This is a genomic window from Lacibacterium aquatile (genome assembly GCF_042683105.1).
Classification (GTDB): Bacteria; Pseudomonadota; Alphaproteobacteria; order Elsterales; family Elsteraceae; genus Lacibacterium; species Lacibacterium aquatile.
Genome location: NZ_JBHUIP010000016.1, coordinates 1 through 25,865, shown reverse-complemented (window position 1 = coordinate 25,865; position 25,865 = coordinate 1). Strand labels below are relative to the sequence as shown.

General features: G+C 62.7%; 23 protein-coding genes. 16 read left to right on the top strand and 7 right to left on the bottom strand.

Annotation, left to right across the window (positions count from 1 at the left end):
- Positions 1-216: 216 nt before the first annotated feature.
- The 5 genes from ACFSM5_RS19545 to ACFSM5_RS19525 are packed head-to-tail and all read left to right on the top strand — an operon-like array spanning position 217 to position 6,017.
- A complete protein-coding gene (locus ACFSM5_RS19545) occupies positions 217-1,368 on the top strand; it encodes a Gfo/Idh/MocA family protein (RefSeq protein WP_379878279.1) in 1,152 nt (383 codons plus the stop codon).
- A 4-nt stretch (positions 1,369-1,372) separates the two neighbouring features.
- A complete protein-coding gene (locus ACFSM5_RS19540; protein WP_379878278.1) occupies positions 1,373-2,533 on the top strand; it encodes a dihydrodipicolinate synthase family protein in 1,161 nt (386 codons plus the stop codon).
- Positions 2,530-3,930 (top strand): mandelate racemase, encoded by a 1,401-nt coding sequence (locus ACFSM5_RS19535; protein ID WP_379878277.1) that lies wholly within the window; start codon positions 2,530-2,532, stop codon positions 3,928-3,930. The genes ACFSM5_RS19540 and ACFSM5_RS19535 overlap by 4 nt, the downstream gene beginning before the upstream one ends.
- An 11-nt stretch (positions 3,931-3,941) precedes the next feature.
- Entirely contained in the window at positions 3,942-4,760 is an 819-nt protein-coding gene (locus tag ACFSM5_RS19530; RefSeq protein ID WP_379878276.1) for a sugar phosphate isomerase/epimerase family protein, read from the top strand.
- A gap of 12 nt (positions 4,761-4,772) precedes the next feature.
- Positions 4,773-6,017, top strand: a complete 1,245-nt coding sequence (locus ACFSM5_RS19525) for a Gfo/Idh/MocA family protein (RefSeq protein ID WP_379878275.1) — start codon at positions 4,773-4,775, stop codon at positions 6,015-6,017.
- Positions 6,018-6,306: 289 nt separating this feature from the next.
- Here ACFSM5_RS19525 and ACFSM5_RS19520 read toward each other — a convergent pair whose 3' ends face one another.
- Positions 6,307-8,331, bottom strand: coding sequence for a TonB-dependent receptor domain-containing protein (locus ACFSM5_RS19520; protein ID WP_379878274.1), 2,025 nt, complete (start codon positions 8,329-8,331; stop codon positions 6,307-6,309).
- 252 nt (positions 8,332-8,583) lie between these two features.
- Here ACFSM5_RS19520 and ACFSM5_RS19515 point away from each other — a divergent pair, with 252 nt between their 5' ends.
- The 3 genes from ACFSM5_RS19515 to ACFSM5_RS19505 all read left to right on the top strand — a co-directional run bounded on the left by ACFSM5_RS19515 (position 8,584) and on the right by ACFSM5_RS19505 (position 11,144).
- Positions 8,584-9,588 carry an AraC family transcriptional regulator gene (locus tag ACFSM5_RS19515; protein WP_379878273.1) on the top strand — a complete coding sequence of 335 codons (1,005 nt, stop codon included), beginning with the start codon at positions 8,584-8,586 and terminating at the stop codon, positions 9,586-9,588.
- A gap of 134 nt (positions 9,589-9,722) precedes the next feature.
- On the top strand, positions 9,723-10,838 hold the full coding sequence (locus ACFSM5_RS19510) for a TroA family protein (protein ID WP_379878272.1): 1,116 nt from the start codon (positions 9,723-9,725) through the stop codon (positions 10,836-10,838).
- A gap of 12 nt (positions 10,839-10,850) precedes the next feature.
- Positions 10,851-11,144 carry a DUF2218 domain-containing protein gene (locus ACFSM5_RS19505; protein WP_379878271.1) on the top strand — a complete coding sequence of 98 codons (294 nt, stop codon included), beginning with the start codon at positions 10,851-10,853 and terminating at the stop codon, positions 11,142-11,144.
- On the opposite strand, the gene ACFSM5_RS19500 is transcribed toward ACFSM5_RS19505, so the two are convergent.
- Positions 11,141-11,491 (bottom strand): VOC family protein, encoded by a 351-nt coding sequence (locus tag ACFSM5_RS19500; protein ID WP_379878270.1) that lies wholly within the window; start codon positions 11,489-11,491, stop codon positions 11,141-11,143. The genes ACFSM5_RS19505 and ACFSM5_RS19500 overlap by 4 nt on opposite strands.
- A 102-nt stretch (positions 11,492-11,593) precedes the next feature.
- Between ACFSM5_RS19500 and ACFSM5_RS19495 the strand changes: the two genes are divergently transcribed.
- A complete protein-coding gene (locus ACFSM5_RS19495) occupies positions 11,594-12,988 on the top strand; it encodes a GGDEF domain-containing protein (RefSeq protein ID WP_379878269.1) in 1,395 nt (464 codons plus the stop codon).
- Positions 12,989-13,018: 30 nt separating this feature from the next.
- Here the strand turns inward: ACFSM5_RS19495 and ACFSM5_RS19490 are convergent, their stop codons facing one another.
- On the bottom strand, positions 13,019-13,468 hold the full coding sequence (locus ACFSM5_RS19490; RefSeq protein ID WP_379878268.1) for a copper chaperone PCu(A)C: 450 nt from the start codon (positions 13,466-13,468) through the stop codon (positions 13,019-13,021).
- Positions 13,469-13,600: 132 nt separating this feature from the next.
- Here ACFSM5_RS19490 and rph point away from each other — a divergent pair, with 132 nt between their 5' ends.
- A complete protein-coding gene (gene rph, locus ACFSM5_RS19485) occupies positions 13,601-14,326 on the top strand; it encodes a ribonuclease PH (protein ID WP_379878267.1) in 726 nt (241 codons plus the stop codon).
- Positions 14,327-14,416: 90 nt separating this feature from the next.
- On the opposite strand, the gene typA is transcribed toward rph, so the two are convergent.
- A complete protein-coding gene (gene typA / locus ACFSM5_RS19480) occupies positions 14,417-16,246 on the bottom strand; it encodes a translational GTPase TypA (RefSeq protein WP_379878266.1) in 1,830 nt (609 codons plus the stop codon).
- An 18-nt stretch (positions 16,247-16,264) separates the two neighbouring features.
- On the bottom strand, positions 16,265-17,269 hold the full coding sequence (locus ACFSM5_RS19475; protein ID WP_379878265.1) for an adenosine kinase: 1,005 nt from the start codon (positions 17,267-17,269) through the stop codon (positions 16,265-16,267).
- A gap of 210 nt (positions 17,270-17,479) precedes the next feature.
- Between ACFSM5_RS19475 and ACFSM5_RS19470 the strand changes: the two genes are divergently transcribed.
- Positions 17,480-18,145 carry an EI24 domain-containing protein gene (locus ACFSM5_RS19470; protein WP_379878264.1) on the top strand — a complete coding sequence of 222 codons (666 nt, stop codon included), beginning with the start codon at positions 17,480-17,482 and terminating at the stop codon, positions 18,143-18,145.
- Here ACFSM5_RS19470 and ACFSM5_RS19465 read toward each other — a convergent pair.
- Positions 18,108-18,905: an AraC family transcriptional regulator gene (locus ACFSM5_RS19465; protein ID WP_379878263.1), complete on the bottom strand. Its 798-nt coding sequence runs from the start codon at positions 18,903-18,905 to the stop codon at positions 18,108-18,110. The two genes, ACFSM5_RS19470 and ACFSM5_RS19465, sit on opposite strands and share 38 nt — an antisense overlap.
- A 91-nt stretch (positions 18,906-18,996) precedes the next feature.
- On the opposite strand from ACFSM5_RS19465, the gene ACFSM5_RS19460 reads away from it, so the two are divergent.
- Positions 18,997-20,196 (top strand): MFS transporter, encoded by a 1,200-nt coding sequence (locus tag ACFSM5_RS19460; RefSeq protein ID WP_379878262.1) that lies wholly within the window; start codon positions 18,997-18,999, stop codon positions 20,194-20,196.
- Positions 20,197-20,262: 66 nt separating this feature from the next.
- Here ACFSM5_RS19460 and ACFSM5_RS19455 read toward each other — a convergent pair whose 3' ends face one another.
- Positions 20,263-21,483: a M23 family metallopeptidase gene (locus ACFSM5_RS19455; RefSeq protein ID WP_379878261.1), complete on the bottom strand. Its 1,221-nt coding sequence runs from the start codon at positions 21,481-21,483 to the stop codon at positions 20,263-20,265.
- Between the two features lie 401 nt (positions 21,484-21,884).
- Here ACFSM5_RS19455 and ACFSM5_RS19450 point away from each other — a divergent pair, with 401 nt between their 5' ends.
- Genes ACFSM5_RS19450 through ACFSM5_RS19435 form a run of 4 tightly spaced genes read left to right on the top strand, consistent with a single transcriptional unit; the run spans position 21,885 to position 25,708 of the window.
- Positions 21,885-22,634, top strand: a complete 750-nt coding sequence (locus ACFSM5_RS19450; RefSeq protein ID WP_379878260.1) for an SGNH/GDSL hydrolase family protein — start codon at positions 21,885-21,887, stop codon at positions 22,632-22,634.
- The gene (locus tag ACFSM5_RS19445; protein WP_379878259.1) at positions 22,631-24,025 is read left to right on the top strand and encodes a GDSL-type esterase/lipase family protein; all 1,395 of its coding nucleotides are present in this window, start codon (positions 22,631-22,633) and stop codon (positions 24,023-24,025) included. The genes ACFSM5_RS19450 and ACFSM5_RS19445 overlap by 4 nt, the downstream gene beginning before the upstream one ends.
- Positions 24,026-24,061: 36 nt before the next feature.
- The gene (locus ACFSM5_RS19440) at positions 24,062-25,462 is read left to right on the top strand and encodes an MBOAT family O-acyltransferase (protein WP_379878258.1); all 1,401 of its coding nucleotides are present in this window, start codon (positions 24,062-24,064) and stop codon (positions 25,460-25,462) included.
- Positions 25,463-25,480: 18 nt separating this feature from the next.
- On the top strand, positions 25,481-25,708 hold the full coding sequence (locus tag ACFSM5_RS19435) for a hypothetical protein (protein WP_379878257.1): 228 nt from the start codon (positions 25,481-25,483) through the stop codon (positions 25,706-25,708).
- The last annotated feature ends 157 nt before the right edge of the window (positions 25,709-25,865 follow it).

The window sequence follows — 25,865 nt, the reverse complement described above, 5'->3', positions numbered from 1 at the left end:
GTCTCCTCCGGGCGCGCTTCCACATTGTCTCGGCGGGATTGGACGGGCTCCCGGAGGAGATCCCGTGGTCAAGCCACGGGATGACGGTGAAACCAAAGTAACGTTGCTTTCCCTCCCCACCCCCTTGACGGGCAGATCAAGTCGTGTCTGTTTAGTAACCATACGGTTATAACAGCGGCCGATGAAACGGCGCGCTTTTTGGGGGATGGAACAGCCATGGCGACCACTCGCATCGGCATCATCCTGCACGGCATCACCGGGCGGATGGGCTACAACCAGCATCTCGTGCGTTCACTGCTTGCGATCCGCGATCAAGGCGGCGTTCTGCTGCCAAACGGCGACAAACTGCTGCCGGATCTGATCCTGGTGGGGCGTAATGGCGACAAGATCGCCGAAATTGCCAAAAAGCACGGAATCAGCCGCTTTACGACCGATCTCGACGCTGCCCTGGCCGACAAGAACGATACGCTGTTCTTCGATGCCGGATCGACCCAGATGCGGGCCGAACTGCTGACCAGGGCCATCAAGGCGGGCAAAGACGTCTATTGCGAAAAGCCGATTGCCGAGGATCTGGCGACCGCGCTCAAAGTCGCGCAGCTTGCCAAGGAAAAGGGCGTCAAGAACGGCGTCGTGCAGGACAAGCTCTATCTGCCGGGGCTGCGCAAGATCAAGATGCTCAAAGACAGCGGCTTCTTCGGTCAGATCCTGTCGGTGCGTGGCGAGTTCGGCTATTGGGTGTTCGAGGGCGACTGGCAGCCCGCCCAGCGCCCCAGCTGGAATTACCGCTCCAAGGATGGCGGCGGCATCATCCTCGATATGCTCTGCCACTGGCGCTATGTGCTGGATAACCTGTTTGGCGAGGTCAAGGCGGTCAGCTGCCTGGGCGCGACCCATATCCCGACCCGTTTCGACGAACAGGGCAAGAAATACAAGGCCGACGCCGATGACGCCGCCTATGCGACGTTCGAGCTGGAGGGCGGCGTGATCGCCCAGATCAATTCCTCCTGGGCGGTGCGGGTGCGGCGCGACGATCTGGTGACCTTCCAGGTCGACGGGACGCATGGGTCGGCGGTGGCGGGCCTCACCAAATGCTGGACCCAGCACCGGGTGAATACCCCGCGCCCGGTTTGGAACCCCGACCAGCCGCAGACCATGAAGTTCCAGGATCAGTGGGAAGAGGTTCCGGACAATCAGACCTACGACAATGGCTTCAAGGTGCAGTGGGAAGACTTCCTGCGCCATGTGGCGGCCGATACACCCTGGGCGTTCGATCTGATGCAGGGGGTGAAGGGCGTGCAGTTGGCCGAACTGGGGCTGAAAAGCTGGAAGGAACGTCGCTGGCTCGACGTTCCGGCCCTGAAGGTCTAGGGCCATGGCGAGCCTGCTGCTGCCGGGGGCGGGTCGCACGCTTGCCCCTTACACCGTTCAGAACGCCCCGCTGGCGGTCTCCAAAGGCGTTCCGAGTTTCAACCGCATCGCCTTTGCCGCCGCCCATGTGGTGGCCGATCCCCTGGCCGATAATTCCCCCTGGCTGGACCAGGGGGTGGATTGGGACAAGACGATTGCTTTCCGCGAATACCTCTGGGACCTCGGTTTCGGGGTGGCGGAGGCGATGGATACGGCCCAGCGCGGCATGGGACTCGACTGGCCCGGTGCCCAGGAACTCATCCGTCGCTCTCTCAAGGCTGCCCAGGCGAGGGGCGCCCTCGTCGCCTGCGGCGCGGGGACGGATCACCTGGATCTGTCGGCCAGTCTGACCATCGACGATGTGATCAAGGCCTATGAGGATCAATTCGCCTTCATCGAAGGCCTCGGCGGACGGATCATCCTGATGGCCAGCCGGGCGCTGGCCCGCATCGCCAAAGGGCCGGACGATTATGCCAAGGTCTATGGTCGTCTGCTGTCCCAGGTGAAGGAGCCGGTGGTCATCCATTGGCTGGGGGATATGTTCGACCCGGCCCTGGCGGGCTATTGGGGGTCGAAGGACGATTATCAGGCGATGGATACCTGCCTGGAAATCCTGAAGGCCAATGCGGCCAAGATTGACGGCATCAAAATCTCCCTGCTCTCCAAGGAGAAGGAAATCGACATGCGCCGCCGTCTGCCGAAGGGCGTGCGCATGTATACCGGCGACGATTTCAACTATGCCGAACTGATCGAGGGCGACGCCCAGGGCTATTCCGACGCGCTGCTGGGCATCTTCGATGCCATCGCGCCGGCTGCTTCGGCCGGTCTCGCAAAGCTGGCGGCGGGGGATGTCGCGGGCTTCAATGCGATCCTGGAGCCCACCGTCCCGCTCAGCCGCCATATCTTCCAGGCGCCGACCCGTTTCTATAAGACCGGCGTCGTCTTCCTGGCCTACCTCAATGGCTTGCAGGATCACTTCCTGATGCTGGGTGGGCAGCAGAGCGCCCGGTCGCTCCAGCATTTTGCCGAGCTGTTCCGATTGGCGGATACCGCCCGCGTGCTGCGCGATCCCGATCTGGCGGCAGAGCGCATGCGCCGTCTGCTGGCGGTCGGCGGTATCGGATGAGCCGGGCCGACGCCCCGCGCCTGCGGCTTGTCGAGGCCGAGCTTTACGAGCGGCCGGTGACCTTCCGTCTGCCCTTTCGCTTCGGCGCCGTCACCCTCACCGCCGCTCCTCAGGCTTTCGTGCGGGTACGGATCCGACTGGCTGATGGACGCGAAGGGCTGGGCCAGTCGGCGGAGCTGATCGTGCCGAAATGGTTCGACAAGAACCCGGATCTGTCGAACGAGGAGAATTTCTCCCAGCTGCGTGCTTCGTTGCGGGAAGCGCGCATTCATCTGATGGGGGCTGGCGAAAACACCGCCTTCGGCCTGTCGGCATCGGTTGAAAAGGCGCATCACGCTGCCTGCGCGACTCTGGGACTGGGGGGGCTCATCGCCTCCTTCGGGCTGGCGTTGCTGGAGCGGGCGATTCTGGATGCTCTGTGCAAGCTGCTGGACCTACCGGCACAAAAGGCCCTGCGCGCCAATCTCGCCGGGATCGATGCGACAACGGCGCCGGATCTGAAGGGCTTCGATCTTGATGACTTCCTGACCGGCTGCATTCCCCAGGATCAGATCCATGTGCGCCATACCATCGGCATGCTGGATGCGATCTTCGATGCCGACCGCCAGGAGCTCTTGAATGACGGGCTGCCTGATAGCGTCGAAAGCGCCATCGCCGCCTATGGCCACCGTTACTTCAAGGTGAAGCTGGGTGGGCAGATAGATGCCGATCTGGATCGTCTAACCCGTATCGCCAGCCTGCTGGACGCGAAGGTTCCGGGCTATCGCCTGACGCTGGACGGCAACGAGCAATATCCCGATCAACAGCCGGTGATCGAGCTTTGGCGCAAGATCGGCGAGCAGCCGAGCCTGAAGCAATTCGCCGCCGCGACCCTGTTCATCGAACAGCCGATTGCCCGGGCCAAAGCACTATCCGAGCCGATCCACGAACTGCCTGTAGCCGTGGAGATCGATGAATCCGACGCCGATATCGATAGTTTCGTGACCGCCAAGGCGCTGGGTTATCGCGGCATCTCCTCCAAATCCTGTAAAGGCATCTATCGCGCGATCCTCAATCGCGCGCGGGTGGCCTCCTGGGGCGAGGGATATTTCATGTCGGCCGAGGATCTGACCACCCAGGGCGGTGTCGCCGTGCAGCAGGATTTGCTGCTCGCCAGCTTCCTGGGGCTGGGCCATGTGGAGCGCAATGGCCATCACTATGTCGACGGCATGGCCGGGGCGGATCAGCGCGAGCAGGAGGCGTTCCTCACTGCCCATGCCGATCTCTACCAGGCGTCGAACGGGCGGACGCGTCTCGCCATCCAGGGCGGGTCAGTCAGCTTGAAAAGCCTGCTGGCGGCGCCCGGCCTAGGGTCGGCGGTCGGACCCGATTGGGCCGCGCTGGCACCCTTGTCCTGAAGGGAGGACAGATGAAAGGACTTTCGATCAATCTCGCGACCGTCCGCCAGCAATGGGGATTACGGGAAGCGGTGGAGGCCTGTGCGAAACACGGCATAACCGCCGTTGCCCCCTGGCGCGATCAGGTGGCAAAGCAGGGCCTGTCCGAAAGCGCGCGGATCATCAAGGACAACGGCATGCAGGTGACGGGCCTATGCCGTGGCGGGATGTTTCCGGCGGCGACCCGCGAGGGGTTGCAGGCGGCCATCGATGATAATCTCCGCGCTATCGACGAGGCCGTGACTCTGGGGGCTGATTGCCTCGTGCTGGTGGTAGGCGGTCTGCCTGGTTCCTCCAAGGATATCACCGAGGCACGCGGCATGGTGGCCGATGGGATCGCGGCGATCCTGCCCCACGCCCGCGCCAACAACATGCCGCTGGCCATCGAACCGCTGCACCCGATGTATGCCGCCGACCGCGCCTGCGTGAATACGCTCGGTCAGGCCTTGGATATCTGCGAAGGCCTGGGCGAGGGCGTCGGGGTGGCCATCGACGTCTATCACGTCTGGTGGGACCCGGAGCTGTTCAAGCAGATCGAGCGCGCCGGAAAGCTGGGCCGTATCCTGGCGCATCACATCTGCGACTGGCTGGTGCCGACCCGCGATCTGCTGCTGGATCGCGGCATGATGGGCGACGGCGTCATCGACCTGAAGCCCATCCGCGCCGCCATCGAGGCTGCCGGTTTCAACGGCCCGCAAGAGGTCGAGATCTTCTCTGCCGAAAACTGGTGGAAGAAGGACGGTAACGAGGTTCTGACAACCTGCATCGAACGGTTCCGCACCGTTTGCTAAAGGACATAAAAAATGACATCGGAAGGATCGAGACGTCGCCGCATCGCCCTGGTCGGAACCGGCCATCGCGGAACGGGGACCTGGGGACTGGAGCTTTTAAAGGTCTATGACGACCGGGTCGAACTGGTCGGCATGTGCGATATCAATCCTATGCGCCTTGACCGCGCGGCCGAGGTGATCGGGCGGCAGACGCCGAAATTCACCGATCTCGCCACCATGCTGGCGACGGTGAAGCCGGATACGCTGATGGTCTGCACCCGCGACCGCGACCATGATATCCACGCCATCATGGGGATGGAGGCGGGCTGCGACATCATCGTCGAAAAGCCGATGGCCACCACCGCCGAGAAATGCGCCCGCATCCTGGAAGCGCAGAAACGCACCGGGCGGCGGGTCGATGTCGCCTTCAACTATCGCCATGCCCCGACCGCGACCCGCATCAAGCAGGAACTGTTGGCGGGCAGCATCGGCGAGGTGGTGTCGGTGGATTTCCACTGGTATCTCGACACCATCCACGGCGCCGATTATTTCCGCCGCTGGCATGCCCACCGCGAGATGTCGGGCGGTTTATTCGTCCATAAGGCGACCCACCATTTTGACCTGCTGAACTGGTTTCTGGCCTCCACCCCGCGTGAGGTGTTTGCGCGCGGCGAGCAGCGCCACTATGGCAAGCAGGGTGTCCAGTTGGGCGAGCGTTGCTCCACCTGTCCCGGCGCCAATGACTGCAGCTTTTATTTCGACCTCAAGGGCGATGAATGGCTGAACGGCCTGTATGGCGAAGCCTGGCAGGCCGACGGTTATCACCGCGACCAATGCGTCTTCCGCCCGGAGATCGATATCCCCGACGTGATGTCGGCGGCGATCCTCTATGAGAATGGCGTCCAGGTTTCCTATTCGCTGAATACCTTCATGCCGATCGAGGGTTATCACCTGGCCTTTAACGGCAAAAAGGGCCGCATCGAGGTGCGCCAATACGAGCGCCAGCCCTGGCCGGAGCCGCCGGTCGATGTGATCCTGAAAGTGCTGAACGACGGCACGGTCGAGCGGATCGAGGTGCCCTATGTGAAGCAGGGCCACTTCGGTGGCGACGTCAAACTGCAGGGCATGCTGCTGACCGAAGGGTCGGAGGATCCGCTGCACCAGCGCGCCGATGCCCGCTCGGGCGCCATGTCGGTGCTCTGCGGGGTGGCCGCCATGGAAAGCGTGACCAGCGGCCGGGCGGTGAAGCTGACGGAGCTTGAGGGGTATCCCCAATAGGATTGTCATCCCGGTGCGAGGCGCACACCCAAACAAGCAGTCATCCTCGGGCGTGACCCGAGGATCCAGCTGCCGGCTGTCGCTCTCTTGCGTCGGTTTAGACCAGCTACCCTATGGATCCTCGGGTCAAGCCCGAGGATGACGATTTACTAAGAGAGTAAAAAAACGACGGCAGGGGGAGAAGAGCGGCCCCTGCCGTCGCCTTTGCTTCCCGGAGACTCGCGATCCCCGGGAAGAGCTTGTTTGGTATGTTTGCCTACCGGCCTTTGGCCTACTTGAGGCAGGCCGCCTAGAACTTCGCCGTTGCCGAGAAGAGGAATGAGCGGCCCGGCGAATAGACCGGCGTCACGGTCGCGGTTTCGCTGTAGCTGCCGCGGCTAACGTAGTTTTCGTCGAAGATATTGTTGGCTTCGGCGCGCAGGGTCAGGAAGTCGGCAAAGGTCGGCTGCCAGGAGACGAACAGATTGGCGGTGCCATAGCCGTCGATCTTTTCATACCCGGCGTTGGTCAGAGCCCAGTCGTCGACCGAGCGGGCCACTTCGGCCGAACCGCCCAGCGTCACGCCGACGCTGTCGATCCGGTACCAGCCGCCCAGCTTGAAGATATCGCCGACCGGAACGCCGTTGCTGTAATCCTCGGGCAGGGACATGCGCTCCCCGTAGCGGTTGACCGTGTGGGTGTACTTGAAGTCCACACCGGCATTTTCCCAGCCATATCCGACCCCAAGGTCGATGCCGCGCGAGATCAGATCCCGACCGTTGAGGCGCTGCCCGGTGGGCGGCGGATAGTTATAGGTAGTCGGGTTGTAGACGACGGTGTGGAAATAGGCCGCCTGGGCGTGGAAGCCCTCGTAATTGACCTTCAGACCGCCGCGGAAATTATGCGAGGAAGCGGGCTGGATGTCGGTGGCGTAGGTATAGGGCGCCGCGTGGAACGGTGCGATTTCCGACTGCTCGATACCGCCCCAGTTGTAGCTGTAACCGGCGAACGGCGTGAAATATTTGGCGATGGTATATTCGGCCGAGATGTTCGGGCTGAAGCCGGTATTGTCGAACTTCTGATCGTCGACCGAGCGGTAATGCTGGCGGTCGACACGCAGGCCGGTCGATACCTTCAGATCCTGGAAGGGCTCGACACGGGCCTGGATAAAGCCGCCGATGTTCGAGACGCGCTCGTCCAGGTTGGTCAGGCCCGGCATGAAGCCGTTCACTTCAGACGAGCTATGGTAATAGTCGGTACCGACGGTCAGCTTGCCGGTCGGAATGGCAAAGCTGTTCTGCACCTTGCCGCCGACGGTCGTCATGTTGGAATTGAAGTTGCCGCGCCAGAAGGGCGGGGGCAACAGGGGCTCGTCGCGCGGGCGTTCCAGATCGCTCTTGGAATAATAGACTTCGACTTCCGGGTCGAACCAGTCAGTGGGCTGCAGCTTCTTATAGGAGAAGCTGAGGTTCTCGCGCACCGCCTTGTTATCGGACATGACGGCGCCGGGGCCGCCGAAATTGCCGAGATTGGCGCGGAAGCGGCGATAGCCATTGTCGCGCACACGCTCGCCGGTGATCTGGAAGCGGTCGCCGCCGTCGGTCTGGTAACCGATCTTGGCCAGCACATCGATCAGGTTGTCGGCCGTGCCGCGTTCACCGTTGCCGTCGCCATTGACGTAATCGTCGCCCTTGAGGCGGCTGGCCATGCCCAGGAAGTCGAACCCGCCCGAGGCGACATAACCCGCGCCCGTGGTGCGGATCGCCTGGGAATTCGTGTCATAGCCGAGCGAGGCGAGGCCACCGAAGCTGCGGCCGGGTTCCAGCATCTCGCGGGCGTTCTTGGTCTCGAACCGGGCGGCACCACCCAGGGCGCCGGGACCGGCATCGGCGGGCGCGACACCGGCATCGATCTCGACGCTTTTCAGGAAGCTCGGATCGAAGAACATGTTGCCGCCGTGGTGCCACATGTTGTTGCGCTGCATGGCGCCATCAATGCTGACATTCAGCTTCGCCTGATCCAGGCCGTTCACATAGAACTTCTGCGAAGCGGTGCTGCCGCCCGCGACGGTCACGCCGCTCTGGGTCTCGAAAAGTTCGCGCAGATTCTGCGGCTGACGGGTGTCGATATCCGCCTCGGGCAATTCGACATTGGTTTCCTGCTGCCGGGCGACACCTTCGAGGGTGAGCGGCTTCAGGACGGTGGTCTGGGGCTGAGTCTGCTGGGCCTGGGCGCCAGCCGGGGTCAGCATCGAGGCAACCCCGAAGGTAACAATGGCCGGTGCCGCAAGCAGCGCCATGGACCGACGGGCGACCCGCCTCTTCAACTTCCTCATCCCTCTACCCTCGAAACAATTAGAGCGGCGCAAAGCCGCAGCAATCCAAGCGATTGACGCCTTTGCCCCCTCGACCGCTCCCGTTGCCCATGCTAAGGATAATGATAAGCATTTGCATTTGAAAATCGGACGGCGACGCCGCGTCGTTACTGGATGACTTATAGTCGACACTGAAAAACGATGCCTTTGCGCTGCGGTCTAGTTTCTTTGCGTTTTGGTCAAAGGTATGAATGAGGGATGTGTGGAAGGCAGATGTCGGATGGGCAGCCCATAGCCGGAAAGTCGGTTTATAGCGAGAATATCGCCTCGCTGGCCGAACAGAATGGCGCGGATTTCAAGGTGCTGGAGCCCTCCCGCCTCTCACCGGATGCCGCCGTTCTCAAAGGCGACTATCGGATGATCGCTTTGCGCGGCGGCCTGTCGCTCCATTCGACCGACGCCGAGGATCTGCATGATCTGACTACCCAGTCGGTCAGCGAGGCAGGCCTGATGACCAGCCTGTTTCTGCGCGGATCGGTCGATATGCAGCTTGGCGACCGATCGTATCACCTGGGCCCCGGTGTCCCGCAAGCGGGCGACTTGCAGGCCTTCGTGCTGGCGAGCACGGGTCCGGACCGTTTTGTGCGCCATGCCAAGCGGGGCAATCAGGTGCGCAAGGTCAATGTGACCGTGACCCAAGAATGGCTCGAAAATGGCGGAGTGGATCTGGTTCGCGATTTCAGGGGCGTCCTGCGCTTTGCCGCGGACAATATGGCCTCGGCTTTCTGGCGCCCGTCGCCGCGCCTGCTCAGTCTGGTCGAACAGATCCTGAACCCGCCCAACTCCGCCACCTTCATGACCAATCTCTATCTCGAAAGCCGGGCGGTCGAGGTGGTGGCCGAGACGCTGGCCGCGATGGCGGGCGAAGATATGTCCCAGGCGGGCGGCCTGTCCACGCGCGACCGCGAGCGGGTACGCGGCGTGCGCGACTACCTGGAGGCCAATCTCGGCGAAGCCTTGAGCCTTGAGGAGATCGCCAGGGTGGCGGGCATGAGCATCAGCGTGATGCAGCGCCTCTTCCGGTCGGCCTATGGCACCAGCGTTTTCGACTATGTGCGCCGCCGCAGCATCGAGCGGGCGCGCGATGCCCTGCTGCAGGATCGCGTGACGGTGACCGAGGCGGCCTTCATCGCGGGCTATAACAGCCCCGCCAATTTCGCGACCGCCTTCAAGCGCCAGTTCGGCGTCTCGCCCAAGGACGTCCGGCTGCTGGTATAGGAGCAGCGGTCTCCCCCAGGCCTCTTAAAACTAACCGTTCCGCAAAGACATTCGACGATCCCCCAAAATCGCCAATCCGGGAAACCGCCTATAAGAGGCGGTGTAGACGCTTTGGCGTTTGGGGAAGTTACAGAATGCTTGGAAAAATCGGTGCGGCTCTTGCCATCGCCCTGACGGCGCAGGTCGCTGCGGCCCGCACGGTCACCGATCTTGCCGGGCGCACGGTCGAGGTGCCGGAGAAGGTCGAGCGGGTGATCCTGGGCGAGGGGCGCTTCCTGCCGACCTTCGCAATCCTGGACCGCGATCCGACTCAGCGCCTGGTCGGCATCATGGCCGATTACGAGCGGCTCGACCCCAGCGGCTACAAACAATATGCCGACCGTTTCCCGGCGCTTGCCAAGGTGGAGCGTTTCGGCCTGACCAGCGAGGCGAGTTTCTCCTCGGAAAAAGCCATCGCCCTTGCGCCGCAGCTGGCGATCTTGGGGGCCGATGGCGGCCATGGCCCCTCGGCCCGGTCGCTTGAAACCGTCAAGCAGCTGGAGGCGGCGGGGGCCGTCGTGATCTTCATCGACCTACGGGTCGATCCGCTTGTGAATACGCCGCGCTCCATCGAGCTGCTGGGCCAGGTGCTGGGCCGGGAGCAGGAGGCGGCGGAGTTTCTGACGTTCTACAAGGATGCCCTGAAAAGGGTGACCGAACCGCTGGCGGCGGCCACTCCCGCCAGACCCAAAGTGTTCTTGGAAAGCCGCGTGGGTCTGGGTGATCAATGTTGCGAAAGCATGTCGAAGGGCATGCTGGCGCTGCTGGTGGCAGCCGCCGGTGGGCAGAATATGGCCGATGGCCTGCTGCCCGGTGTGGCCGGGACGATCAATGCCGAATTCCTGATCGCCAATCAGCCCGATCTCTATGTCGGCACCGCTATCGGTTCGGCGGGCGAAGCCGCAGACAGCAAGCGCCTTGCCCTTGGTGCCGGTGTGGACCGCGCGACGGCTCTGGCATCCCTGGCCCGGAACGGGAAACGCCCGATCCTCAGCGATCTCCAGGCCATCCGCGACGGTCGCAGCCATAGCATCTGGCATCATTTTTATAACTCGCCCTTCAACGTCGTCGCGGTCCAGGCGATGGCGAAATGGTTCCAGCCGAGCCTTTTTGCCGACCTCGACCCGCAGGTGACGCTTGCCGATGCCTATCGGCGGTTCCAGCCCGTTCCGCTTGACGGAACCTATTGGGCAGGCCCGCTTTCCCAATAACAAAGGTCAAGAATGGTCGTCACGGAAGCCACGGTTCGCACGCCGCTCGCCAGCCGATACCTCGTGCTCCTCTGCAAACATTTCCGCCATAAGGTGACGGTCGACTATAGCGAGACGGACGCCAAGGTCGATTTCCCCTGGGGCAGCATCTGCGTGATGCAGGCCGTCAGCGATACGCTGCATATCCGCCTGGATGCCGACGACCAAGCCGGTCTGGAGCGCAGCAAATATGTGCTGAGCGATCATCTCGCCCGCTTCTCCCGTAAGGAGAATCTGGAACTGACCTGGATGGACCAGCAGCCCTAGCGGTGCTGCAGGATATTGAGAAGCCTGCCGAGGGGGTCGCGCACGAAGAAGCGGCGCACCCCCCAGGGCTCGTCGGCCGGGCCATATTCGACCGGAAAGCCGCCCCGGCGGATGCGCTCCAGCGCTTCATCGACATCATCGACCTCTATCGACAGATCGGGTACCGGCGTTCCTGAGCCGCCTTCCGAGGCGATGCTCATCTGCACCTTCATCCGTTCGTCATTGCCGAAGGTTAGAATCCAGCCATGATCCATCACCAGATCCAGGCCCAGGATCTCGCCATAAAACTCTCGGGCCCTGGCCGGTTCCGGGGCAGCCAGATTGGCAACGATCCGCTTTACAATCATGGTCCCCTTGCCTCCTGTTAGCGTCTCCAGGCTGCTTAGACTTGGCTGCTCAATTATGGTGCAGTCCACGCTCTCGAGCAGCGCCCATAAAGCAATCATGGCATGAGTCGCATCCTTAACAGCCCGGTTACCGTCGGCCTCATCATCTTTTGCGCGGCAATTTTCGGTATCCTGACCCGGTTCGACGATAGTCTGGCGGTGCTTTGGCCTGCCAATGCCCTGCTGATCGGCCTGATGGCGCGCAATCCCCGCTGGGCGAGTGCGGCGGGATGGATCATGGCCGCCGCCGGTTATGTTCTGGCCGACATCCTGACTGGCAGCGAGTTGATGACCAGCCTGATGCTGACGGCTGCCAATCTGCTGGGGGCGGCTTTCGCGCTGGGGCTGTTGACACGCTTCGATACGGATGCCCGCTGTTTGGCGCAGCCAGCGGCAGTGCTGCTCGTGCTGGGCGTTTCCCTTGCCGCAGGTCTTGGGGCCGGTATCGGGGGCGGCATCGCGACAGGCTTGCTGTTCGGAAGCCCGATGGTGAAAAGCGGCCTCTTCTGGATGCTGGCCGAAATCGGCAATTTCCTGGTTATCCTGCCCTTGGTGCTGACCGCGCCAAGTCCACTCCAGTTGATCCTTGACCGTCGCCGTCGGACCTGGAGCTTGCCGCCGCTCAAGTGCTTCATACCGGTGGCGACGCTTATGGGTTCATGCCTTCTCAGCGCTTGGCTCGATGGGGCAGGCGCCCTGGCGGTTCCCGTCCCTGCGCTTCTGTGGTGCGCCATCAGCTATGGGCTTTTCACCACCTCCGCCCTGACACTCAGTTTTAGTGTCTGGACGATGATCGCCATGTCCCTGGGCTATATCGACACAGGTGCGGCGCCCAGTTTCGATAATGGGACCGCGGGCTTGTCCGCCCGCCTGGGTGTCTTGTTCATCACCCTTGCCCCTTTGACCGTCGCCAGCGTGATGGCAGCCCGCACGGAACTGCTGGAGCGTCTGAAGCATCTGGCTGCCCATGACCAACTGACGGGTTTGCTGAATCGTGGTGCATTCCGGGACCGGGCAATCTCCGAATTGGCAAATCTGGTCATGAGCGGTGGGCCATCGGCGGTTCTGATGCTGGATATCGACCGGTTCAAATCGATCAACGACACCTATGGCCATGCGGCGGGGGATCAGGCATTAACGGGATTTGCCCAACGGGCCAGCGGTTGCCTGCGGGCGGGCGATGCCATCGGGCGCCTGGGGGGCGAGGAATTCTGTGTCATGTTGCCCGGCTGCTCGCAGCTTGAGGCCCATGCGACGGCCGAGCGTATCCGGGCCGCCATCGCACGCACGCCCATCGCCCTGAATGCCAAGCAAAGCATTACGGTGACCGTCAGCGTCGGACTTGCCTATACGGCGACTTCGCAGGAGAATTTTGACGATCTGCTGCTGCGCGCGGATGAGGCGCTGTATCGCGCCAAGCAGGCGGGGCGAAACCGGATCGAGGCTGCCTCCGCCTAGCGGTTAAGGTGTCGATTTCCGCTTGCCACCTCAAGGGGTCGAGGGCCCCCGCGCTCCGGCGGCTTCGACCGTCACGTCGACGGTCTGTTTACCGGACTTTTCGAACACCAGCGTCAGCGGGAACTTGGCTCCCTTGGCCAGCGGCTGCTTCAGGCCCATCAGCATGATGTGATAGCCGCCGGGGCCGAAGGTCACCGTCTGACCGGGCGGCAAGGTGACGCCGCCTGCGACTTCCCGCATCTGCATGACGCCGTCTACATGGCGATGTTCATGGATCTCCGCGCGCTCGGCCACCGGCGTCTCGGCTGCGATCAACCGATCTGGAGAGCTACTGTTGTTGGTCAGGGCGATATAGGCGCCGCCGGTCTTTTGGGCTGCGATGGTGGCACGCGCCCAAGGTGCTTCGATCCTTACGCCGTCGGCGTAAGCAGGGAGGGTGAGGGCAGCGGTGAAAAGCAGGCTCAAGCCAAAACGGCGCATCGGGATCTCTCCGGTCTTCTGGACCACTAGACAATGGGTATCCCGCGGGGGCTGTGCAATGCAGCAGGCCCACTTGAGGCAGAGGCCGTTTCGCTTTAGAAGGGGCGCCTGTCTTTAGAATCAGGAAACGCCATGACCATCACCCGCCCGTCCGGCCGCGCCTTCGATCAGCTTCGCGCCGTCTCGCTGGAGCCTAATTTCGCGAAATATGCCGAAGGGTCCTGCCTCGTGCGGTTCGGCGACACCCATGTGCTCTGCACGGCGTCGGTGGACGAGAAGGTGCCGCCCTTCCTGCGCAATTCCGGCAAGGGTTGGGTCACGGCGGAATATGGCATGCTGCCGCGCTCCACCCATACCCGCACCGACCGCGAAGCCGCCAAGGGCAAGCAGTCCGGCCGCACCCAGGAAATCCAGCGCCTCATTGGCCGCTCCTTGCGGGCCGTGACGGATCTGAAGGCGCTGGGCGAACGGCAGATCAAGATCGACTGCGATGTGCTGCAGGCCGATGGCGGCACCCGCACGGCCGCGATCACCGGCTCCTATGTCGCGCTGCATCTGGCCTTGCGCAAGCTGGTCGATACCAAGCTGCTGACGGCCCTGCCGCTGACCGCCGAAGTCGCCGCAATCTCCTGCGGCATCTATCAGGGCCAGGCCGTGCTGGACCTGGACTATGCCGAAGACAGCAATGCCGAGGCCGACAGCAACTTCGTGCTGACTGGCCGGGGTGGCATCGTCGAGGTCCAGGGCACGGCCGAGGCCGATCCCTTCTCTGAAGAGCAGTTCCTGGAGCTGATGCGTCTGGCGCGCAAGGGCGTCACCCAGTTGGTAACCCTGCAGCGCAAGGCCGTGATGGCCTGACGCGCCAACAGACAGTCGACCCGGCCTTCGGGCCAATAAAAAACCCCGGCTGTTTCCAGCCGGGGTTTTCCATTTCCGAAACGGAAAGGCTTAGGCGTCGAGAGCGGCCTTGCGCTTTTCGTCCTTCTTACGCTCGTTCGGATCCAGCAGGCGCTTACGCAGGCGGATCGCCTTCGGAGTCACTTCGACCAGCTCGTCGTCGCCGATGTAGCTGATGGCCTGTTCCAGGCTCATCAGACGCGGCGGCGTCAGGCGGACGGCTTCGTCCTTACCGGCAGCGCGGATGTTGGTCAGCTGCTTGGCTTTCAGCGGGTTCACTTCCAGATCGTTCGGACGATTGTGTTCGCCGATGATCATGCCTTCGTAGATGTCGACGCTCGGATTGATGAACATCGGACCACGGTCTTCGAGGTTCCAGAGCGCGTAGGCAACGGCAACGCCGGTCGCGTTGGAGATCATCACGCCGTTGCGGCGTTCCGGGATCGAACCCTTGTAGGGGGCATAGGCATGGAACAACTTGGCCATCACGCCGGTACCACGGGTATCGGTCATGAATTCGCCCTGGTAGCCGATCAGGCCGCGCGAGGGGACGTGGAAGACCAGACGGGTCTTGCCGCCGCCCGAAGGACGCATTTCGATCATTTCGCCGCGACGCTGGCCGAGCTTTTCGACGACCGGGCCGGCGAATTCCTCGTCAACGTCGATCACGACTTCTTCGATCGGCTCCAGCTTCTCGCCGTTCTCGTCGGTCTTGATCAGCACGCGCGGGCGGGAGATCGACAGCTCGAACCCTTCGCGGCGCATGGTTTCGATCAGCACGCCCAGCTGCAGTTCACCACGACCGGCGACTTCGAAGGCATCCTTCGAGGCGGCTTCGGTGATGCGGATCGCAACGTTGCTTTCGCCTTCGCGCAGCAGGCGGTCGCGGATCATGCGGCTCGTCACCTTGTCGCCTTCACGGCCCGCCAGCGGCGAGTCGTTGACCGAGAAGGTCATGGCCAGGGTCGGCGGATCGATCGGCTGCGAATCGAGGGGGGCTTCGACTTCCGGCACGCAGATGGTATCGGCGACGGTGGTGTCGGTCAGACCGGCGATGGCGACGATGTCGCCCGCTTCGACTTCATCAACCGGAACGCGCTCGAGGCCACGGAAGGCCAGCAGCTTGGTCAGGCGGCCCTGTTCCAGCACGGTGCCGTCACGGCCCAGCGACTTCACGGCCATATTGACCTTGCCGACGCCGGTGGCGACGCGACCGGTCAGGATGCGGCCCAGATACGGGTCGCTTTCCAGCAGGGTGGCCAGCATCGAGAAGGGAGCGTCGCGGTCGACCTTGGGCTCGGGAATATGCTTCACGATCAGTTCGAACAGCGGGGTGAGGTCTTCACGCGCGCCGTTTTCCAGATCGTCGGTCGCCCAGCCGTTGCGGCCCGAAGCGAAGAGGGTCGGGAAATCCAGCTGTTCCGGGGTCGCGTCCAATGCTGCGAACAGGTCGAAGACCATGTCGTGCACTTCATGGGCGCGGGCGTCGGGACGGTCGACCTTGTTGATGACGACGATCGGACGCAGGCCGAGGGCCAGCGCCTTGCCGGTCACGAACTTGGTCTGCGGCATAGGACCTTCGGCGGCATCGACCAGGACGACGACGCCGTCGACCATCGAGAGGATGCGTTCGACTTCACCGCCGAAATCGGCGTGTCCGGGGGTGTCGACGATGTTCAGGCGGATACCGTTCCATTCGACCGAGGTGCACTTGGCCAGAATGGTGATGCCGCGTTCGCGTTCCAGATCGTTCGAGTCCATCGCGCGTTCGGCAACCTGCTGGTTGGCGCGGAAGGTACCCGACTGGGCGAGCAGCTTATCGACGAGGGTGGTCTTCCCATGGTCGACGTGGGCGATAATAGCGAGGTTACGGCGCTCCATAGCGGTGCGGTCCTTAGATCAAAGAGGCAAGTGGGTCAGGTGCCGGTTGGCCAGCGCCTTGAGCGAAGTTTGCGGCCGGGGGCCAAGGTGGCTGATGACTTCGGCAGCAGCGAGGCTGCCGAGGGCGCCACAATCGGCCGCAGCGAAGCCGCGCACATGGCCGAGGAGGAAACCGGCGGCATAGAGATCGCCCGCTCCCGTGGTATCGACGACTTTTGAAACCGCAGCGGCATCCACCGTCACGACTTCATCGCCCTTCAGGACGACCGAGCCCTTTTCCGACCGGGTGACGGCGGCAACCGACACCTTGCCCTTCAAGGCCGCCAGGGCACGGTCGAAGTCGCCTTCGGTCGTCAGTGCCAGCAGCTCGGCTTCATTGGCGAACAGCACATCGACGTGACCGTCGATGAATTCGCGGAATGCACCGCCGTGGCGATGCACACAAAAACTATCCGACAGCGTCAGTGACACCTGACGGCCCTTGGCATGGGCCAGCTTGGCGGCTTCGTAAAAAGCACGCTGCGCATCGGGCGGATCGAAGAGATAGCCTTCCATATAGGTGATGGCGGCTTCTTCGATGGCTGCGATATCGAGATCCTGCGGCCCAAGTTCAACACAGGCGCCAAGATAAGTCGCCATGGTGCGCTGGGCATCGGGGGTCACCAGGATCATGGAGCGCGCGGTCGGCGCGCTGTCCTTGCCGGGGGCCGTCTCGAAGCGGGCGCCGATGGCGCGCATGTCGTGACGATAGACCTGGCCCAGCTGATCGTCCTTCACCTTGCCGATATAGGCGGCACGGCCACCCAGCGAGGCGACACCGGCGATGGTATTGCCGGCCGAACCGCCCGACATTTCGACGGCGGGAGGCAGGCGGTCATAGATGCGGGCGCTCTGGTCGGCATCGACAAGCGTCATGGATCCCTTGACGAGACCGACGCTGGACAGGAACGCATCATCTACTTGCGCCAGGACATCGACAATAGCATTGCCAATGCCGACGACCTCAACCGACAGGTCTGACATTCTTACCCTCTGGGATATTTCGCGGCCGCAGTATAGTCAGGATGCGTTGCAGAACAAGCGGCGCACACGCAGGCGTGCCGCGCGTTAGCGCGGGGGATCGCCAAACAAGAATCTAAAACGCCTCTAGACAATTGATATCTCAAGACTTATCTGCGTTTAAGGCCAAGTCGCCGCCGACGATGAAACATATGTTGCTGGGGAGATTCGCAGGTGTTTTCGGCTTTCAGTAAGGCAATCGGGCAACTTTCCGATCCAAAAACACGCGGTGCGCTCTGGCTTGGGATCGGCGGTGCGCTGCTCGTCATGGTGATTCTGGGCGTGGGGGCGAGCGTCGGCCTGACCTATGTGCCGCGCACCGGCATGGACTGGCTGGACGGCATTATTTTCGGTGCCGGTATTCTGTCCGTGATGATGCTGGTCTGGCTGTTCTTCCCGGCGACGGTGATCATCGTGACCTCCCTGCTGCTGGAGCGGGTCGCCCGCGCGGTCGAGGCGCGCCATTATCCGACCCTGCCACCGCCGCGCGACGTGCCGCTGTCTGAGGATATCAAGGGATCGGTCGTGCTGGCGCTGAAGGCGCTGGGGCTGAATATCCTGTTTCTGCCCGCTTATCTTTTCCTAGGACCCTTGAGCCCGCTGCTGTTCATCGCCTTGAACGGGTATCTGCTGGGGCGGGAATATTTCCAGCAGGTGGCGATGCGCCGCCTGAGCCTGCCGGAGGTTGAGCCCGCCTTCCGGGCCAGCCGGTCGCGCTATTGGATGGCGGGGGGGCTGATTGCCGCGCTCGGCACCATCCCCATCGTCAATCTTTTGATCCCGGTCCTGGCGACAGCCCTGTTCATCCATCTCTTCCAGACGCGGCGTTCCGGGTCCTGAAGTCGGACGGGCTCTGGCCGAAGCTGCGCTTGAACGCCGCCGCGAAGGCGCTGGCGTTGGCATAGCCAAGGCGCCGGGTGACGTCGGCGATGGTGAGCCCCGACGCCAGCAAGGAGATGGCCTCCAGCATCAGCAGTTGCTGACGCCAGCGGCCATAGCTCAGCCCGGTTTCATCCTGGATATGCCGCTCCAACGTGCGGGGGCTGAGGGCTGCAATTTCCGCCGCCCGCTCCAGCGACCAGTCCCTGGCAGGTTCGGCCAGGATCGCATTGGTCAGCCGGCGCAGGCGTGGATCGGCTGGCAAAGCAGCGGAGAGCGGCACTTCGGCCAGTCGCGGGATCTCTGACAGGAGCAACCGGGCGATCAAACCCGCCGATCCCTCTTCGTCATAAAGCGGTGGTTCCTCCAGCAGTCGCAGGATGAGCGCGCGGACTAGGAGAGTCATCGCCAGGATCTTCGGTGTCGGTTCGGGAAACAGGGCCACTTCCGGGGCGATATAGAGGTTCCGCATCTCGACCCCCGCCAGAATCCGCAAGGCATGCGGCACCCCCGGTGGCAGCCAGAGCGCGCGGTTCGGGGGTAGGATGAAGACAGCCCCCTCCGTTGCGACCCGCATGATGCCGCTCATCGCATAGAGCAACTGACCCCGGCGATGTTCATGCAGCGGGATATCGGTTCCCGCCGCGTAGCTTTTGCCCAGCACGCCGATGGGGCGCGGCAGGGCCTGATAATCGTCGGCGGCGGTCGAATGGCGATCCATGGCGGAAACTCGATGATATATGGCCAGACATCATGATCCCGACAGGTGCAGGATAGGAAGCATCCTTCCTGACTAGACTTCCGAGGACCCGATGAACCGCCCGCTGTTTTTCATCAATGCCGGTCACGCGCTCGACCATCTGTCCATGTTGATCTTCCCCACGGCCCTTCTGGGGATGGCGGCGGGGTTCGGAACCGACTATTCGGCGCTGATCGCCTTGGCCATCGGCGGCACGATTGCCTTTGGCGCGGGATCGCTCCCGGCGGGTTGGCTAGGCGATCATTGGAGCCGTCATGGCATGATGCTCGTCTTCTTTTTTGGTCTGGGCGCGGCGCTGATCGCGACGAGCTTTGCCCAGACTCACTGGCAATTGGCTGTCGGCCTGACGGCGGTTGGGCTGGCGGCGGCGATTTATCATCCGGTGGGGTTGGCGCTACTGCCGCAAGTGGCGGGAACTGCTGGCAAGGTGCTGGGTGTAAATGGCGTCTGGGGCAATATGGGCGTCGCCGCTGCCGCGCTCTCGACCGGTTTCCTGACCCAGCAGTTTGGCTGGCGTGTCGCCTTCTGGGTTCCGGGCCTAGTGTCGATCCTGATGGGCATCGCTTTTGCGCTGTTGGTTCAGCCGCTGCCCAAGGCGCCCAAGAAAGCCAAGCCCATGCCCGCCGGCCTGGACAAGGCCACGGTCGTGCGCGCCTTCGGGATCCTACTGGCGGTGACGATTGCCGGCGGCGTCGTCTTTACGGCGGCTACCCTAACCTTACCCAAGCTGGTGTCGGAGCGTATCGGGCCGACGATCAGTGCCCTTGGCGGCGGCACCTTCGGCATCGGCGGCATCGCAGCCATCATCTATGCCAGCGGCGCGCTGGCGCAATTGACTGTAGGTTGGGCGCTGGATCGCTTTTCCCTCTCCAAGGTCTTTGCCGCCATTGCCGCTTTCCAGGTGCCAAGCCTGCTGCTGGTGGCGCTGGGGCAGGGCCATTGGCTCATCCTTGCCGTGGTTGGCGTGATGATCGCGATCTTCGGGCAGGTGACGGTGAATGACGCCATGGTGAACCGCTATACCGACGCCACCTGGCGCGGGCGGATCCACGCGATCCGTTATCTCTTCAGCTTCGGTGCTTCGGCCGTCGCGGTGCCGCTAATCGCCTTCAGCCATAAACATTGGGACGGTTTTGCCAGCCTGTTCCTGATCCTCGCCGTGCTGGGCGGCGTGGTGTTCATCGGGGCGCTGGCCTGCCCGCGGGATCGTCGGGCCGGTGAAGGCGGGGCGGTGGAGGGGGCGAAGGCCTGACAGCCGCCGCTCCCAAAAGAAAAAGCCCGCCGAAAGGCGGGCTTTTCTCATTTCTGCTGGGGCCGACTATTCGCGAGCCTGGGCCAGCTGGGCGGGTTCGGGCAGGGTCAGCATCTTGCGATCCAGTTCCTGCATGATGCCCTGGAACTGCTTCAGTTCCTTACCGGCAAGGGCGCGACCGCTGGGCAGCTTCACCGACAGCGGATTGATCTGCGTGCCGTCGACCATGACTTCATAATGCAGATGCGGGCCGGTGGAGCGGCCGGTGGTGCCGACGTAACCGACGATCTGGCCCTGACGCACCCGGCTGCCGACGCGCAGATCGGCAAAGCGCGACATATGGGCATAGGCGGTCGAATAGGTGCCATTGTGCTGGATCTGCACATAGTTGCCGTAGGCGCCGTTCGGGCCATACTTGCGGATCGTGCCATCACCGGCGGCCATGATCGGGGTGCCGCTGGGGGCGCCGAAATCGATGCCCTTATGCATGGCGGTATAGCCGAGGATCGGGTGGCGGCGGGCACCGAAGGAAGAGGTGATCTTGGCGCCATCGATCGGGGTCTTCAGCAGCGCCTTGCGCACGCTTTCGCCCTTGCCGTTGTAGTAATCGACGAAGCCCGAGCCATCCTCGAAGCGATAGAGCTTGATGGTCGTGCCGGACAGGGTCATCGAGGCATATTGCAGGCGGCCGAACTTGGCGACCTTGCCCGCATCGGTCTGGCGCTGTTCATAGACCAGCTCGTACCCGTCGCCCGGCTGAATATCGCGCTGAAAGTCGACGTCGAAGGAGAAGATGCGGATCATTTCCATCATCATCTCGACCGGGATGCCATTTTCGGTGCCTGAGACAAACAGCGAGCTGTCGATGGTGCCGCCGCCACGGATCATCACGGTCTTCAGCGGGCGGACGATCTCTTTGGCGATATAACCATTCTCGCCCTTGACGATCTCGACGTCGCGTTCGACAGAAACCGGCAGGAACAGGCGCTTCAGATCCAGATTGCCTTCCGTCTCGGCGGAAGCCAGTTCGATCTCGACCTTCTGGCCGATCTGCAGATCCTTGGGATTGAAAACATTCCGCAGTGCGGAAAAAGCATCGGCGGCCTGATTGTTCGGCGCCCCGGCGCGGGTCAGGACCGCGCCCAACGTGTCACCCTTGCGGATGGTTTCGCTGCGAACACCCGGCGCAGGTGGCTCGGCAGGCTCGGCTGCTGCTTCCTTGGCTTGCGCCGCAACGGCTTTCTTGGGTCCAGTCTTCGCGGCTGCACTCACAATCGTCGGCGACATGGTTAACAACAATGCCGAAGCAGAAAGAAGGGCAGTCAAGAAACGAGAGGTCATCGTCGGCCGTGGAATAGTTATAATGAACGGATAAACAGATGAATCGAGGATCGCCAAAAAACGTTCCTTGATAGGCCCCGCGAGGATGCGGACGACCCCCGGCCCTGTCAACTTAAATGACTGTCAAAAGGGCATTTTTTCCGCAGTTTTCCTGTGGTTGACGAGGCACAGTGTGACCTGATGGTCACGCCTGAAAGACCAATCTGCGACCTGTTTGTGACAAGGTTCCTATGAGAGGTTGATTTCATCTTCGGCGCGAAGCATAGATGTATTGCGCCCGCACACCACAAAATATGGCCGTCCCTTTGGCGCAGACGGTTAAGTCAAGCCTATCGGATTTCCGTGTCATGCTGCTGTTCAGCCGACGCAACCTCGTCCTTCTCATCGCCGGTCTCTTTATTGCCTCCGCGCCTCCGGCTTTTGCCAGCGGGGATGGCGATGCCGTTCCGGGCGATACCAAGCAGACGACGGTCCTGGTCTTTGGCGACAGCATGGCCGATGGGCTGTGGGGTGGGCTGACCCGCGCCCTGGTGCGCGACAATTCCATCAAGTTGCTGCGGCGCGGCAAAAACGGCACCGGCCTTGCCCGTCCCGATGTCTATGACTGGCCCGCCGCCCTGCCGCAGATGCTGGAGCAGGAACCGCCGTCCGTCGCCATCGTGTCCTTTGGGCTGAACGACCGGCAGGACAGTTTCTTCGAAGGCCGCCGCCAGCACTATTATAAGACCGATGCCTGGAAGCAGACCTATATCGAACGGATCGAGGCGATTCTGAAGCCGCTGGCCGACAAGAAGATCAAGACCATCTGGGTCGGCCTGCCGATCATGCGGGACCCCAAGGTCTCGAAGGATGCCGAATATTTGAACGCGCTTTATGCCGATGTGGTCGCCAAGCATGGCGCGACCTTCTTCCCCTTGTGGGAGCTGTCGGTCGACGAGAACCACGAATATACCAGTCACGGTCGCGGCAGCGACGGGCGTCTGCGCCCTTTCCGCAACGATGACGGTATGCATTTCACCATGGGTGGGTACGACATTCTGGCTCGCGAACTTCTGAAGACCATTTCCGTGCAACAGCTCGCGCGCGTCGGCAATTGATACAGCCGCAGCGTTTACGCCGTTCGGTCGGCGTTGGGATCGCCGGTGGCCTTGTCACCGGCCTTTTGCTTTTGACCTCCTGCGCCGAAACGCCCAACCGGGCGATCCAGGTCCCGATCACCGAGGCGCCGAAGTCACCGGCAGTGCCGCGGGTTGCCTATTCCGTTGCGGGTACACGCCCGATAGTGGAGCCTGTGAAACGCCAAGGGCCGGGTGGGCCGCTCGATCGTTTCTTCACGCAGCTCGATGGGCTCGATACCCATCGCCAGGGCCGGTCGGTATCGATCCTGCAGTTCGGCGACAGCCATACGGCAGGAGATCGTTTCTCCGGTCGCCTGCGCGAACTGTTCCAGGAGCGATTCGGCAACAGCGGGCGCGGCGTGCTGCCACCCGGTACGCCCTTTGGCTATTTCCGCCCCACGGGCGCCCAGGTGCAGATGTCGGGCGGCTGGCTTGCGACCACCTCCTGGGGAACCAAGGCCGGGTCTGGCCCGTTCGGGATCAGCGGCTTTAGTGTTTCCACCGCCAAAGCCGGGCAGAGTCTGGTGCTGACCTCGACCGATCCGGCCGGTTTCGATGCCGCCGTGATCGAGACGCTGGCCCGGCCCGGCGGCGGCACTGCCGATATCAAGGTCGATGGCGCCCCTGTTTATACGCTGGCGACCCAGGCCGAAAGCCTGCGCGGCGCCCGTCTCGATCTGCCCGTCACCAAGGGCGCGCGCCGCCTGGAGCTGATTGCCCGGGGCGATGGCCCGGTCGAGGTGATCGGCTGGGGCGTTACGCGGGATGATCCGGGTGTTGTCTATGAAAGCCATGGCACCGTCGGTGCGACCGTCAGCCTGCTGGAAAAATGGGACGAGGCGCTGGCGGGCTGGCAGCTGGCAGAGCGCGATCCGGCCCTGATCGTCCTGGCCTTCGGCACCAACGAGGGCTTTGGCAATCGTCTGGTCGAAGCGGATTACGAGGCGGCTTTCGAAGGTCGTATCAAATATCTGAAGTCCGCCGCGCCCAACGCTGACATCATCGTTGTGGGTCCGCCCGATGCCAACCGGGTGGCGAGCCTCAAGGGCTGCACTCCTGCCCGTGCCAAGGGCTGGGCCGCGAACGAGCGGGGTTGCGCCTGGGTCACGCCCGCCAATGTGGCTGTCGTGCGGGGGATGCAGAAGAAGGTGGCGGAGCGCCAGGGCTTGCGTTTCTGGGACTGGTCGCTTGTCATGGGCGGCGCCGGTGGGGCGCAGCGCTGGACCGAAACCAACCCGCCGCTCATGCATACCGACCGGGTGCATCAGAAACCCGAAGGTTACGCCAAATCGGCGGAGGTTCTTTTCGAAAGCCTGATGGCGGATTATTCCGCCTGGAAGAGCCGCCCGCTGGCCGCCCTGCCGAACTAGGCTCCCGCGTTTTAAAGATAGATCGTTACGCCCACGATGCTGTTCCCGACCCTAACCTACGCCCTGTTTTTCATCGCAGTCTTCGCCGGGGTCTGGGCGCTCGGGGATCGGAACCGCGCCCGCAAGGCGCTGCTGGTGGCGGTGTCCTATTTCTTCTATGCGCAATGGGACGCGCGCTTCTGCCTGCTGCTGCTGGCAAGCACGCTCGCGAACTATGGCTTCGGCCTTGCCGTGGGCGCGGCGTCGGAGCGGACGAGGTCCCGCTGGGTGGCGGCAGCCGTGGCGGTCAATCTGACCGTCTTGGGCTTCTTCAAATATTATAACTTCTTTATCGAGAGCGCGAACGACCTGTTCTTCCGCCTCGGGCTGCACCGCGAACTGCCGTTCCTGGAGATCGTGCTGCCGGTGGGCATCTCCTTCTTCACCTTCCACGGCATCTCTTATGTCGTCGATATATATAGAAAGAAGGTGCCGCCCGCCCGCGATCCGCTGGACGTGCTGCTCTATATCTCCTTCTTCCCGCAGCTGGTGGCCGGGCCTATCGTCCGCGCGTCCTTCTTCCTGCCGCAGCTTGCCAAGGCCCCGGCGCCGATCCTGGATCAGGTGCCGCGCGCGCTAGGGCTTATCCTGGTGGGGCTCTTCAAGAAAACGGTAGTGGCGAATTATCTGGCGACGGATCTGCTCGACCCGGTGTTCGTCGATCCCGCCAGTGCCGGGACGCTCGATCTCTGGCTCGCCCTCTATGGTTATGCGGTCCAGATCTATTGCGACTTCTCGGCCTATAGCGACATGGCCATCGGTTTTGCGCTGCTGCTGGGCTATCGCTTCCCGGACAACTTCGACCGTCCCTATTCGGCAACCAGCCTGCAGGACTTCTGGCGCCGCTGGCATATCTCGCTCTCCTCCTGGCTGCGCGACTATCTCTATATCCCCTTGGGTGGCAGCCGGGGCGGGACCGTCAAGACCTACCGCAATCTGCTGCTGACCATGGTGCTCGGCGGCCTGTGGCATGGCGCGTCCTGGACCTTCATTCTGTGGGGGACGATCCATGGGGCGGGATTGGCTATCGAGCGCGCCGTGCTGGGCGACCGCCAGCCGGGCAGGTTCGGCCGTCTGATCGGCTGGTTTGTCACCTTCCATATAGTGTGTCTCGCTTGGGTGCTCTTCCGCTCCTCGACCATGGAAGCCGCGGTCGGTTTCCTTGGTGGTCTGACCGGCACTGGCGGCGAGGTGCTTTATGCCACTCCGTTCCTGGGGGCTTTGATCCTGTTGGCGCTGGCGGCACAGGCCGGGCCGCGTGAATGGGCGCAGCAGTTTGTCGGCCGGATCGGCACGCTATCCTGGCCGTTGATCGGTGTGCTGGTCGGGGTGGCGCTGGCTGCTATTGACGCCCTCGGGCCCGAAGGCGTCGCTCCCTTTATCTACTTCCAATTCTAAGAGAGGGAGCCGCGAGCCATGACACCCCGTCCTCTCCTTTATAGCTTCCTGCTCTCGGCTCTGGTTCTTGGCCTGTTGAACAGCCATGGGCTGGTGAAGTGGTCCCGCGACGTCCATCCGACCTGGCTTGCCGATCGTCTGTTGCCTGTGGCCGAAGTCTGGGACGGTTGGATGGTGGGTCTGGGTGCCGATACACCCTATATATATGTGCGCGGGCTGCTGGCGGATCTGAGGGGCGCCAACTGAGGCGCTCGGGTCAATGGGGCTGACCTTTTCAGGGCGTTTTCAGAAAAGTGACGTTCGCGTGTTTTTTCCCTTTGACTCATGTGTCAGCCCGGCCTATAACCCCGCTCACGCCGCGACGACGTGGTGCTGACCGGAAGCTAAGGTGTTGTAAACACTG

What these genes read in the sequence shown, in the direction of transcription:
- ACFSM5_RS19545 (WP_379878279.1), top strand. Translation starts at nt 217, where the DNA reads ATGGCGACCACTCGCATCGGCATCATCCTGCACGGCATCACCGGGCGG.
- ACFSM5_RS19540 (WP_379878278.1), top strand. Translation starts at nt 1,373, where the DNA reads ATGGCGAGCCTGCTGCTGCCGGGGGCGGGTCGCACGCTTGCCCCTTAC.
- ACFSM5_RS19535 (WP_379878277.1), top strand. Translation starts at nt 2,530, where the DNA reads ATGAGCCGGGCCGACGCCCCGCGCCTGCGGCTTGTCGAGGCCGAGCTT.
- ACFSM5_RS19530 (WP_379878276.1), top strand. Translation starts at nt 3,942, where the DNA reads ATGAAAGGACTTTCGATCAATCTCGCGACCGTCCGCCAGCAATGGGGA.
- ACFSM5_RS19525 (WP_379878275.1), top strand. Translation starts at nt 4,773, where the DNA reads ATGACATCGGAAGGATCGAGACGTCGCCGCATCGCCCTGGTCGGAACC.
- ACFSM5_RS19520 (WP_379878274.1), bottom strand. Translation starts at nt 8,331, where the DNA reads ATGAGGAAGTTGAAGAGGCGGGTCGCCCGTCGGTCCATGGCGCTGCTT.
- ACFSM5_RS19515 (WP_379878273.1), top strand. Translation starts at nt 8,584, where the DNA reads ATGTCGGATGGGCAGCCCATAGCCGGAAAGTCGGTTTATAGCGAGAAT.
- ACFSM5_RS19510 (WP_379878272.1), top strand. Translation starts at nt 9,723, where the DNA reads ATGCTTGGAAAAATCGGTGCGGCTCTTGCCATCGCCCTGACGGCGCAG.
- ACFSM5_RS19505 (WP_379878271.1), top strand. Translation starts at nt 10,851, where the DNA reads ATGGTCGTCACGGAAGCCACGGTTCGCACGCCGCTCGCCAGCCGATAC.
- ACFSM5_RS19500 (WP_379878270.1), bottom strand. Translation starts at nt 11,491, where the DNA reads ATGATTGTAAAGCGGATCGTTGCCAATCTGGCTGCCCCGGAACCGGCC.
- ACFSM5_RS19495 (WP_379878269.1), top strand. Translation starts at nt 11,594, where the DNA reads ATGAGTCGCATCCTTAACAGCCCGGTTACCGTCGGCCTCATCATCTTT.
- ACFSM5_RS19490 (WP_379878268.1), bottom strand. Translation starts at nt 13,468, where the DNA reads ATGCGCCGTTTTGGCTTGAGCCTGCTTTTCACCGCTGCCCTCACCCTC.
- rph (WP_379878267.1), top strand. Translation starts at nt 13,601, where the DNA reads ATGACCATCACCCGCCCGTCCGGCCGCGCCTTCGATCAGCTTCGCGCC.
- typA (WP_379878266.1), bottom strand. Translation starts at nt 16,246, where the DNA reads ATGGAGCGCCGTAACCTCGCTATTATCGCCCACGTCGACCATGGGAAG.
- ACFSM5_RS19475 (WP_379878265.1), bottom strand. Translation starts at nt 17,269, where the DNA reads ATGTCAGACCTGTCGGTTGAGGTCGTCGGCATTGGCAATGCTATTGTC.
- ACFSM5_RS19465 (WP_379878263.1), bottom strand. Translation starts at nt 18,905, where the DNA reads ATGGATCGCCATTCGACCGCCGCCGACGATTATCAGGCCCTGCCGCGC.
- ACFSM5_RS19460 (WP_379878262.1), top strand. Translation starts at nt 18,997, where the DNA reads ATGAACCGCCCGCTGTTTTTCATCAATGCCGGTCACGCGCTCGACCAT.
- ACFSM5_RS19455 (WP_379878261.1), bottom strand. Translation starts at nt 21,483, where the DNA reads ATGTCGCCGACGATTGTGAGTGCAGCCGCGAAGACTGGACCCAAGAAA.
- ACFSM5_RS19450 (WP_379878260.1), top strand. Translation starts at nt 21,885, where the DNA reads ATGCTGCTGTTCAGCCGACGCAACCTCGTCCTTCTCATCGCCGGTCTC.
- ACFSM5_RS19440 (WP_379878258.1), top strand. Translation starts at nt 24,062, where the DNA reads ATGCTGTTCCCGACCCTAACCTACGCCCTGTTTTTCATCGCAGTCTTC.
- ACFSM5_RS19435 (WP_379878257.1), top strand. Translation starts at nt 25,481, where the DNA reads ATGACACCCCGTCCTCTCCTTTATAGCTTCCTGCTCTCGGCTCTGGTT.